General features: G+C 75.1%; 9 protein-coding genes and 1 riboswitch. Of the genes, 4 read left to right on the forward strand and 5 right to left on the reverse strand.

Annotation, left to right across the window (positions count from 1 at the left end; translation table 11 throughout):
• A partial coding sequence (locus tag ACFWEJ_RS24230; protein ID WP_377231740.1) for a RyR domain-containing protein occupies positions 1 to 836 on the forward strand: 836 nt, incomplete at its 5' end.
• A gap of 56 nt (positions 837 to 892) precedes the next feature.
• Complete coding sequence (gene dxr / locus ACFWEJ_RS24235; RefSeq protein WP_377231741.1) at positions 893 to 2,062, forward strand: 1-deoxy-D-xylulose-5-phosphate reductoisomerase; 1,170 nt, start codon at positions 893 to 895, stop codon at positions 2,060 to 2,062.
• Positions 2,063 to 2,238: 176 nt separating this feature from the next.
• Here dxr and thiD read toward each other — a convergent pair whose 3' ends face one another.
• The 5 genes from thiD to ACFWEJ_RS24260 all read right to left on the reverse strand — a co-directional run bounded on the left by thiD (position 2,239) and on the right by ACFWEJ_RS24260 (position 6,135).
• Positions 2,239 to 3,120: a bifunctional hydroxymethylpyrimidine kinase/phosphomethylpyrimidine kinase gene (thiD, locus tag ACFWEJ_RS24240; protein WP_377231748.1), complete on the reverse strand. Its 882-nt coding sequence runs from the start codon at positions 3,118 to 3,120 to the stop codon at positions 2,239 to 2,241.
• Positions 3,121 to 3,257: 137 nt separating this feature from the next.
• Complete coding sequence (gene thiE / locus ACFWEJ_RS24245; protein WP_377231742.1) at positions 3,258 to 3,962, reverse strand: thiamine phosphate synthase; 705 nt, start codon at positions 3,960 to 3,962, stop codon at positions 3,258 to 3,260.
• The gene (thiM, locus tag ACFWEJ_RS24250) at positions 3,959 to 4,792 is read right to left on the reverse strand and encodes a hydroxyethylthiazole kinase (RefSeq protein ID WP_377231743.1); all 834 of its coding nucleotides are present in this window, start codon (positions 4,790 to 4,792) and stop codon (positions 3,959 to 3,961) included. The genes thiE and thiM overlap by 4 nt, the downstream gene beginning before the upstream one ends.
• Positions 4,782 to 4,879, reverse strand: a riboswitch (TPP riboswitch). It overlaps the preceding gene by 11 nt.
• Positions 4,880 to 4,933: 54 nt before the next feature.
• On the reverse strand, positions 4,934 to 5,530 hold the full coding sequence (locus ACFWEJ_RS24255; protein WP_377231744.1) for a GNAT family N-acetyltransferase: 597 nt from the start codon (positions 5,528 to 5,530) through the stop codon (positions 4,934 to 4,936).
• On the reverse strand, positions 5,527 to 6,135 hold the full coding sequence (locus ACFWEJ_RS24260; protein WP_377231745.1) for a TetR/AcrR family transcriptional regulator: 609 nt from the start codon (positions 6,133 to 6,135) through the stop codon (positions 5,527 to 5,529). Before ACFWEJ_RS24260 ends, ACFWEJ_RS24255 begins: the two co-directional genes overlap by 4 nt.
• Before the next feature lie 125 nt (positions 6,136 to 6,260).
• Here ACFWEJ_RS24260 and ACFWEJ_RS24265 point away from each other — a divergent pair, with 125 nt between their 5' ends.
• Positions 6,261 to 7,292 (forward strand): aldo/keto reductase, encoded by a 1,032-nt coding sequence (locus ACFWEJ_RS24265; protein WP_377231746.1) that lies wholly within the window; start codon positions 6,261 to 6,263, stop codon positions 7,290 to 7,292.
• Positions 7,293 to 7,341: 49 nt separating this feature from the next.
• Complete coding sequence (locus tag ACFWEJ_RS24270) at positions 7,342 to 8,340, forward strand: SDR family NAD(P)-dependent oxidoreductase (protein WP_377231747.1); 999 nt, start codon at positions 7,342 to 7,344, stop codon at positions 8,338 to 8,340.
• Positions 8,341 to 8,457 lie beyond the last annotated feature (117 nt).

Below are 8,457 nucleotides of genomic sequence, written 5' to 3' on the forward strand. Positions count from 1 at the left end.
TCGCCGAGGTCCGCGCGGTCGGCAGCCCGCAGCGCGTCTACGTGTGCCACGACGACGACGGCGACGCGCTCCGGGAGGCGCTGCGCGACAGCGACCTCTGGCGCGCCAGCGAGGGCGCCGTCGTGCTGCGCCTGAACCGGCTCGCCGGGCTGGGCGGGCTCTTCGGCGCGCACGACGGCGCCATCCTCGACGACCTGGCCGGCCGCCTCGACATCGTCGAGCCCGGGACGCTGCTGCGCCGGGCCACCGCACCCGGCGTCCTGGTGCACGACGACGTCTACGACCTGATGGCGGTCTCCGCCCACCTCACCTACCTGCGCAACCAGCGCGCCCGCGGCGTGGCGTGGCAGAGCGCGCCGGCGATGGTCTCCTGGTCCGAGCTGTCCGAGGACCTGCGGGCCGCCAACCGCGCGCAGGTGCGCGCCATCCCCGACCGCCTGCGCCAGATGGGGTGCACCGTCGTCCCCGCGGGCAACGCCGAGCACGGCCGGATCCCGGAACCGGTGGTCGACGCGCGGGCGGTGGACGAGCACGACCGCTGGATGGCCGAGAAGGTCGCCGCCGGCTGGACCTACGGGCCCGAGCGCGACGACGCCCGCCGGCTGCACCCCGACCTGCGGCCCTGGGCGGACCTCTCCGAGTCCGACCGGGAGAAGGACCGCGCCGCGATCCGCGGCATCCCGGTGATCCTGGCCGACTTCGGCCTGCGAGTGGTCCCGCTCGACGACGACGCCGGATGGGAGGCCGCGGACGCTCCCGTGCCCGACCCGCGGGGCGTGGTCCGCGGCTGGCGGATGTTCGGGCGCGGCCGGACGGAGCAGCCGGGCGAGTCCTGACGTCGGCCGGGCCGTTCCGGGCTGACAGGACGTTCCGGGCTGACAGGATGGGCCCCATGCGAAGCGTCACCCTTCTCGGCTCCACCGGTTCCATCGGCACGCAGGCCGTCGACGTCATCGGGCGTAACCCCGACCGGTTCTGCGTGGACGCGCTGTCCGCGGGCGGCTCGGACCTGCCGCTGCTCGCCCGGCAGGCGGCCACGCTCGGCGTCCGCGCCGTCGCCGTGGCCGACGCCGCCGCGCGCCCCGCCCTGACCACCCTGCTGAGCGAGGCCGGCGCCGACGGCGTCGAGGTGCTCGCCGGACCCGACGCCGCCACCGAGCTGGCCGGCCGGGGGAGCGACGTGGTGCTCAACGGCATCACCGGCTCCGTCGGGCTGCGCCCCACGCTGGCCGCGCTGGGTGCGGGCTCGACGCTGGCGCTCGCGAACAAGGAGTCGCTCGTGGTGGGCGGCGCCCTGGTCAAGGCCGCCGTGCGGCACGAGGGTCAGATCGTGCCCGTGGACTCGGAGCACTCCGCGATCGCGCAGTCGCTCCGCTCGGGCTCCTCGGCCGAGGTGCGCAGGCTCGTGGTGACGGCCAGCGGCGGGCCGTTCCGCGGCCGCTCGCGGGACGACCTGCGCGACGTGACGCCCGCCCAGGCGCTGCGGCACCCCAACTTCGCGATGGGCCGCGTGGTCACCACCAACTCCGCGACGCTGGTCAACAAGGGTCTGGAGGTCATCGAGGCGCACCTGCTGTTCGACCTGCCGTTCAGCGCCATCGACGTCGTGGTGCACCCGCAGCAGATGATCCACTCCATGGTCGAGTTCGTCGACGGCTCCACCATCGCGCAGGCCGGGCCGCCGCGGATGCTCGTGCCGATCGCGCTCGGCCTGTCGTGGCCGGACCGGCTGCCCGACGTCGACGTCGGTATCGACTGGACGCAGGCCGCGAGCTGGGAGTTCCTGCCCCTGGACGACGACGCCTTCCCCTCCGTCCGGCTGGCCCGCCAGGTGGGCGAGGCCGGCGGGACCCACCCCGCCGTCTACAACGCCGCGAACGAGGTGTGCGTGGACGCCTTCCACGACGGCACCATCGGGTTCCTCGACATCGTCGACACCGTGGCCGCCGTGGTCGAGGCGCACGGGACGACGGCGGCGGGCGACGCGGGATCGGTCGAGGGCGTGCTGGAGGCCGACGCCTGGGCCCGGGCCGAGGCGGCGGAGATCCTCAAGTCGGTGTGACCCCCCGACTGACTCGCCGGCCCGACTCCGCCGAGTCAGCCAGCTGGTCGGACCACCCGACTGACTCGCCGGGTTGGCTTCGCCGAGTCAGCCAGGTGGTCCGACCAGCCGACTGACTCGGCATCCTTTGGTCGGGCGGGTCAGTCGGGTGGTCGGTGGGTCAGGTGGTCGGTGGGTCAGGCGGTCGGTGGGTGGGTCGCGTGGGCGTGGTTGACCGGGCCGTGGCCTTGCCACGGGCCCGACGCCGTCCCCGTTCCGCCGACGACGAGGGCGTCCGCCGCACGCAGCGCACCGGTCAGGTACTCCTTCGCGGCCCGGACCGCCGGCTCCCACCCGTCGTGCGCGGGGCGCAGCACGGCGCAGGCCGAGCTGAGCGTGCAGCCCGTGCCGTGGGTGTTCCGCGTGGGGATCCGCGGCGCGGCCAGGGCGACGACGCCGTCCCCGCCGACGCCGTCCCCGCCGACACCCTCCGGACCGAGCCCCGGGCCCGCCAGGTGGTCGACCGACTCCGCCGAGTCGAGGTGCCCGCCCTTGACCAGCGCGAACCCGGTGCCGAGTGCCCGCAGCGCCCGCGCCTGGTCGGCCGCCTCGGCGCCGTCCCGGGCCGGGTCGACGCCCAGCAGCACCGCGGCCTCGGGCAGGTTCGGGGTCACCAGGTCGGCCAGGGGGAGCAGCTCGTCGCGCAGCACGGCCTCGGCGTCGGGCGCGAGCAGCCGGTCGCCCGACGTCGCGACCATCACCGGGTCCAGCACCACGAACGGCGCGCGCCCCGAGGCCCGCAGGTCGCGCAGGGCGGCGGCGACCGCCCGGGCGACGGCGGCGTCCGTCGTCATGCCGATCTTGATCGCGTCCACGGCGACGTCGGCGAACAGCGTGTCGAGCTGCGCGCGCACCATGTCGGCGGGCACCGGGTGCACCCGCGTCACCCCGGTCGTGGACTGCGCCGTCAGCCCCGTGAGCACCGCGCAGCCGTAACCGCCGAGCGCCGCGAAGGTCTTCAGGTCGGCCTGGATCCCGGCGCCGCCGGACGGGTCCGACCCCGCGATCGTCAGCGCCACGACGGGGTGGCCGGGCGGGCGGACGCGCGGGGCGGCGTCGACGCGCGCGGCGGCGTCGGCGGGACGCGCTTCGCCGGGACGCGCTTCGACCGGGCGCGCGACGTCGCCGACCTGCGCCGCGCCCTGTGCGGGCGCGCTCACGAGACCGGCCCCGTCGTCGCCCCCGAGCGCACGCCGGAGCGACCCTCGGCCCGCGCCGCCGCCCAGGCCCGCGCGAGCTCCCGCGCCGCGGCGGCCGGGTCGAGCCGACCGCAGACGGCGGAGACGACGGCGCTGCCGGCCGCACCGGCGCCGTGCAGCGCGGCGACGTCGTCCGCCCGCAGCCCGCCGATCGCGACGCACGGCAGCGACGCGGCGGCTGTGACGACGCCGAGCCGGGCGAAGCCGATCGCCGGCCGGGCGTCGGACTTGGTCAGCGTGGGCCGCACCGGGCCCACGCCGAGCAGGTCGACGGTGCCGGCCGGCAGCCCGGCCGCGGCCCGGGCCTCCTCGGGCGTGCTGACGCTCAGCCCGAGGTGCCGGTCCGGGCCCAGCAGCCGGCGCGCGGAGACGGGGTCGAGGTCGCGCTGGCCCACGTGGGCGCCGTCGGCGTCGATCGCGAGCGCCACGTCCACCCGGTCGTCGACCACGAGCGGTACCCCGAGCGGCCGCAGCAGGGCGACCAGCGCGCGGCCGAGGTCCACGAGCTCGCGGGTGGTCGCGCCCGGGTCGCGGAGCTGGACGGCGGTCACGCCGCCGTCGACCGCCGCGCCCACCGTGGCGACGACCCCGGCGGGGCCGCCGCACTGCTGGGTGTCGGTAACGAGGTAGACGGACGGGTCGAGGCGGATCCGGGCGCTCACGCCTCGGCCCGCGCGGGCTCGTGCCCGGTGGCGGGCTCGTTCACCAGCCCGGCGCCGAACCCGACGGCCTCGGGGTCGACGTCGAACACGCGGTCGACCAGCTCGACGGCGAAGCTGCCGGGCGTGGTCGAGGTGGTGCGGTCGGCGGCGACGCAGAGCCAGGCCGTCGCGGCGGTCGCGGCGAGCAGGCGGTCCTCGGTGACGGCGGAGCAGGCCGCGACGAGCGCGCCGAGCGAGCAGCCGACGCCGGTCACGCGCGTCATCAGGGACGTGCCCGCCTGGACGCGCACGACGCGCACGCCGTCGGTGATCAGGTCGGACGCGCCGCTGACGGCGATCACGGCGCCGGAGGACCGGGCCAGGCCGAGGGCGACGTCCCGCACGCCGTCGGGCGTGTCGAGGGAGTCGACGCCGCGGCCGCCGGCGCCGCCGGCGAGCGCCTGGATCTCGGACGCGTTGCCGCGGACGACGGCGGGGCCGCGCGCGAAGAGCTCGGCCGCGAGGCGGGTGCGCAGCGGCAGCGCGCCGATGGCCACGGGGTCGAGCACCCAGGGCACGCCCGCGGCGGTGGCGCCGTCGACAGCGGCGCGCATGCCGTCGGCCTGGCCGCCCTCGACGGTGCCGAGGTTGATGAGCAGACCTCCGGCGACGCCGGCCAGGACGGGCGCCTCCTCGGGGTCGGCGACCATGGCCGGTGCCGCGCCGGCGGCGAGCAGCACGTTGGCGGTGAAGTTGGTGACCACGACGTTGGTCACGCAGTGCACCAGGGGTGCTGTGTCGCGCACCGCGGTGACGACCGACGCGACGGCGTCGGGCAGGACGGAGCTCATGAGGCGTTCCCTTCGCTAGCACTACCTAGATCAGGTTCCACGGGTGCATCTCAGCCGGGCTGGTGCCCGGCGCCCCGCGCCAAGTGGGCCCACCCTAGCCGCGGACGGCGTCCGCCCGAAACCGTCCCGGCGGGTGGGGCGCTAGCTCGGGCCGGTCGCGTTCCACTCACTCGCGAGCACGCCCATGACGACGTCGTCGTGGTAGCGGCCGGCGTGGAAGACGGCTTCCCGGCGTCGTCCCTCCACCACGAACCCGCACCGTTCGTAGGCGCGTCGCGCGTCGGTGTTGAAGCCCCAGACGCTCAGCTCGACGCGGTGCAGGTTCATCTCCTGGAAGGCGTACCGGAGCAGCACGCGGACGGCGTCCGACCCGTACCCGTGCCCGGTGTGCTCGGGGCCGAGGATGATGCCGAGGGTGCCCGTGCGCTGCGGAAGGGTCGCCCCGTGGAGGGTGACGTGCCCGACGAGGCGGGGGTCCTCAAGGGTCTCGACGCTCAGGCCGACCGCGCCCGGGTCGGTGTTGGCGCTCCACGCGCGGAACAGGTCGGCGGCCGTCCCGGCGGGCCGCGGGCGCACGGTGGGCTGCTGCAGCGGCTGCCACTCGGTCTCCCGCCACCACCGGTCCAGGTGCGGCACGTCCTCCTCGGCGAGGGGGCGCAGCCGGACGGTGCGGCCGAGCAGCAGGCCGCGACCGTAGTCCCGGGCACCTTCGCTGCTGGTGAGGCCGCCCGCCGTCACGCGCGGTCGCCGCCCTGGCCTGCGGGGTCCTTGCCCGCGCCGTACCGCAGCCCGTCGACGAGCAGGTCGAGCATGCGTCGGCCGTGGTCCGGCTCCTCGTCCTCCATGGGCAGCGACAGCTTGGACACGGCGTACAGGAGGTCCTGGGGGCTGACGACGGCGCGGACGGCGCCGGCCGCGACGGCGGCGTCGAGCAGCGAGCCGAGGGCGGGCCCGAGCCGCCCGATGAAGTAGGCGGGCAGCGCGTCGAACGCCGGGTCGCCCGAGTGCAGCGCCGAGGCGAGCCCGCGCTTGGTCACGAGGAACTGGGTGTAGCGGTGGAGCCACTTCTCGAGCGCGACGACCGGCGGGTGCTCCGCGGCCAGGACGGGGGCGGCGTCGGCGGTGGCGTCGACCTCGGCCTGGAACACGGCCTTGACCAGGTCGGACCGCTTGGGGAAGTGGCGGTAGAGCGTGCCGACGCCGACGCCGGCCAGGTCGGCGATCTCTTTGGCGGGCGCGTCGACGCCCGACGTGCCGAAGACCTGCTTGGCGGCGTCGAGCAGCGCGTCGATGTTGCGCTGCGCGTCGCGGCGCAGGGGCCGCTGCTCTGTGTGCTGGGTCACTTCTCTCCATGGTCTCTTGCTAACCGGAACGGCTTTCCATATGGTTCTGGAAGAGCGTTCCGCTTAGCTCCAGAGTACGCCACCGCGGCGACGCCCACCAGACCTCTCGACCCCAGGAGGGCCCCATGCACTACCGCAGCCTCGGCCGGACCGGCATCAAGGTCAGCCCCTACGCGCTCGGCGCGATGATGTTCGGCGCGATCGGCAACCCGGACCATGACGAGTCGGTCAAGATCATCCACAAGGCCCTCGACGCGGGGATCAACTTCATCGACACGGCCGACGCCTACTCCCGCGGCGAGTCCGAGGAGATCGTGGGCAAGGCGCTCAAGGGCCGCCGCGACGACGTCGTGCTGGCCACCAAGGTGCACCTGCCGATGAGCGACGACCCCAACCACCGGGGCAACTCGCGGCGCTGGATCATCGCCGAGGTGGAGAACTCGCTACGCCGTCTGGGCACCGACCACATCGACCTGTACCAGATCCACCGGCCCGACCCGGATACCGACGTCGAGGACACGCTCGCCGCGCTGACCTACTTGATCAACTCCGGCAAGGTGCGGGCCATCGGCTCGTCCACCATGCCCGCCGCCGACATCGTCCAGGCGCAGTGGGTGGCCGAGCGGCGCGGCCTGGAGCGGTTCCGCACCGAGCAGCCGCCGTACTCGATCCTGAACCGCGGCATCGAGCGCGACGTCCTGCCGGTCGCCCAGCAGTACGGCATGGGCACCCTCGTGTGGAGCCCGCTCGCCGGGGGGATGCTCACCGGCAAGTACCGCAAGGGCCGCGCCAGCGACGCCCACCGGGCCCAGTACGGGTTCGCGCACCTGCAGGACGAGCGGCGCCTCGACGTCGTCGAGCAGCTCATCCCCGTCGCGCAGGACGCCGGGATCCCGCTGAACCACCTCGCGATGGCGTTCGCGATCGCGCACCCGGGCGTGACCTCCGCGATCATCGGCCCGCGCACCATGGAGCACCTCGACAGCGCGCTCGCCGGCGCAGAGGTCAGCCTGAGCGACGAGATCCTCGACCGGATCGACGCCATCGTGCCGCCCGGCACCGACATCGGCCGCCTCGACATGGCCTACGACCCGCCGGCCATCCAGCAGCCCACCCTGCGCCGTCGTCCGGCCGAGCAGCGCGCGGCCGCGGCCTGACCCGGCCGTCGCCTGGCCCGGCCTCACCCACCGCACGAAGGGAACCGTCATGACACATCGCCAGCACCCCCTCGGTACCGGATTCACCGCCGCTTCCACGGTCGACGACGTCCTCGCGGGCGTCGACCTGACCGGCAGGAACGCCGTCGTCACGGGCGGGCACTCCGGCCTCGGCCTGGTCGCCACCCAGGCACTGGCCCGGGCCGGTGCCTCGGTCGTGGTCGCCTCGCGCGACCCGGAGCGCGCCTCTGCCGCGGTCGCGGGGATCGAACGCGTCGAGGTCGGCCGGCTGGACCTGATGGACCCGGCTTCGATCGACGGCTTCGTCGAGCGCTACCTGGGCTCCGGCCGACCGCTGCACGTGCTGATCAACAACGCCGGCTACCCGGCGCCGGCGCGGATCGAGCGTGACGCGCGCGGCTACGAGGCGCAGCTCGCCACCAACCACCTCGGGCACGCCCAGCTCACCCTGGGCCTCCACCCGGCGCTCCGGGCGGCCGGCGGCGCCCGCGTGGTCACCACCACGTCCGGTGCCCAACGGATGTCGGACATCCTGTGGGACGACCCGAACTTCACCGCCGGCGGCTACGACCCGGGGCTCGCCTACGCCCAGTCCAAGACGGCGAACGTGCTGTTCACGGTCGAGCTCGACCGGCGCTGGGCGGACGAGGGGATCCGCGCGTACGCGCCGCACCCCGGCATCGTGCCGGCGACGTCCTTCAACCGTTCCGTGGGCGAGGCGGCGCAGCGTGCGATGCGCCTCATCGACGACGCCGGCAACCCGGTCATCGACCCCGAGCACGGCAAGAAGACGCCGGAGCAGGGTGCCGCGACGATCGTGTTCGCCGCGACCAGCCCTCTCCTGGCCGACGTCGGCGGCGTCTATCTCACCAACAGCGACATCTCGCCGCTGGACGAGGACCCGCGGCCCGTCGACCTCACCGGGGCCGACGCCGACGACGTCCCGGCCGACGTCGTGCCGCACTCGATCGACCCTGACTCGGCCCGCCGGCTGTGGGCCCTGACGGAGCGACTGCTGGCGGGGTGACGGACGCGCGCGGTCGCCGCCCTGGCCGCGCTCACCCGACCGCGGTCGAAGGTGCGCTTCTACCCCGTCATCGGGCCCGAAAACAGCCCAGTTCCGGGCCCGATGACGGGGTAGAAG

Origin of the sequence: Promicromonospora sp. NPDC060204, assembly GCF_042728455.1 — a bacterium.
Lineage (GTDB): Bacteria > Actinomycetota > Actinomycetes > Actinomycetales > Cellulomonadaceae > Promicromonospora.

Coding starts and splice junctions, on each gene's coding strand:
- dxr (WP_377231741.1), top strand. CDS start 893: ATGCGAAGCGTCACCCTTCTCGGCTCCACCGGTTCCATCGGCACGCAG.
- thiM (WP_377231743.1), bottom strand. CDS start 4,792: ATGAGCTCCGTCCTGCCCGACGCCGTCGCGTCGGTCGTCACCGCGGTG.
- ACFWEJ_RS24265 (WP_377231746.1), top strand. CDS start 6,261: ATGCACTACCGCAGCCTCGGCCGGACCGGCATCAAGGTCAGCCCCTAC.
- ACFWEJ_RS24270 (WP_377231747.1), top strand. CDS start 7,342: ATGACACATCGCCAGCACCCCCTCGGTACCGGATTCACCGCCGCTTCC.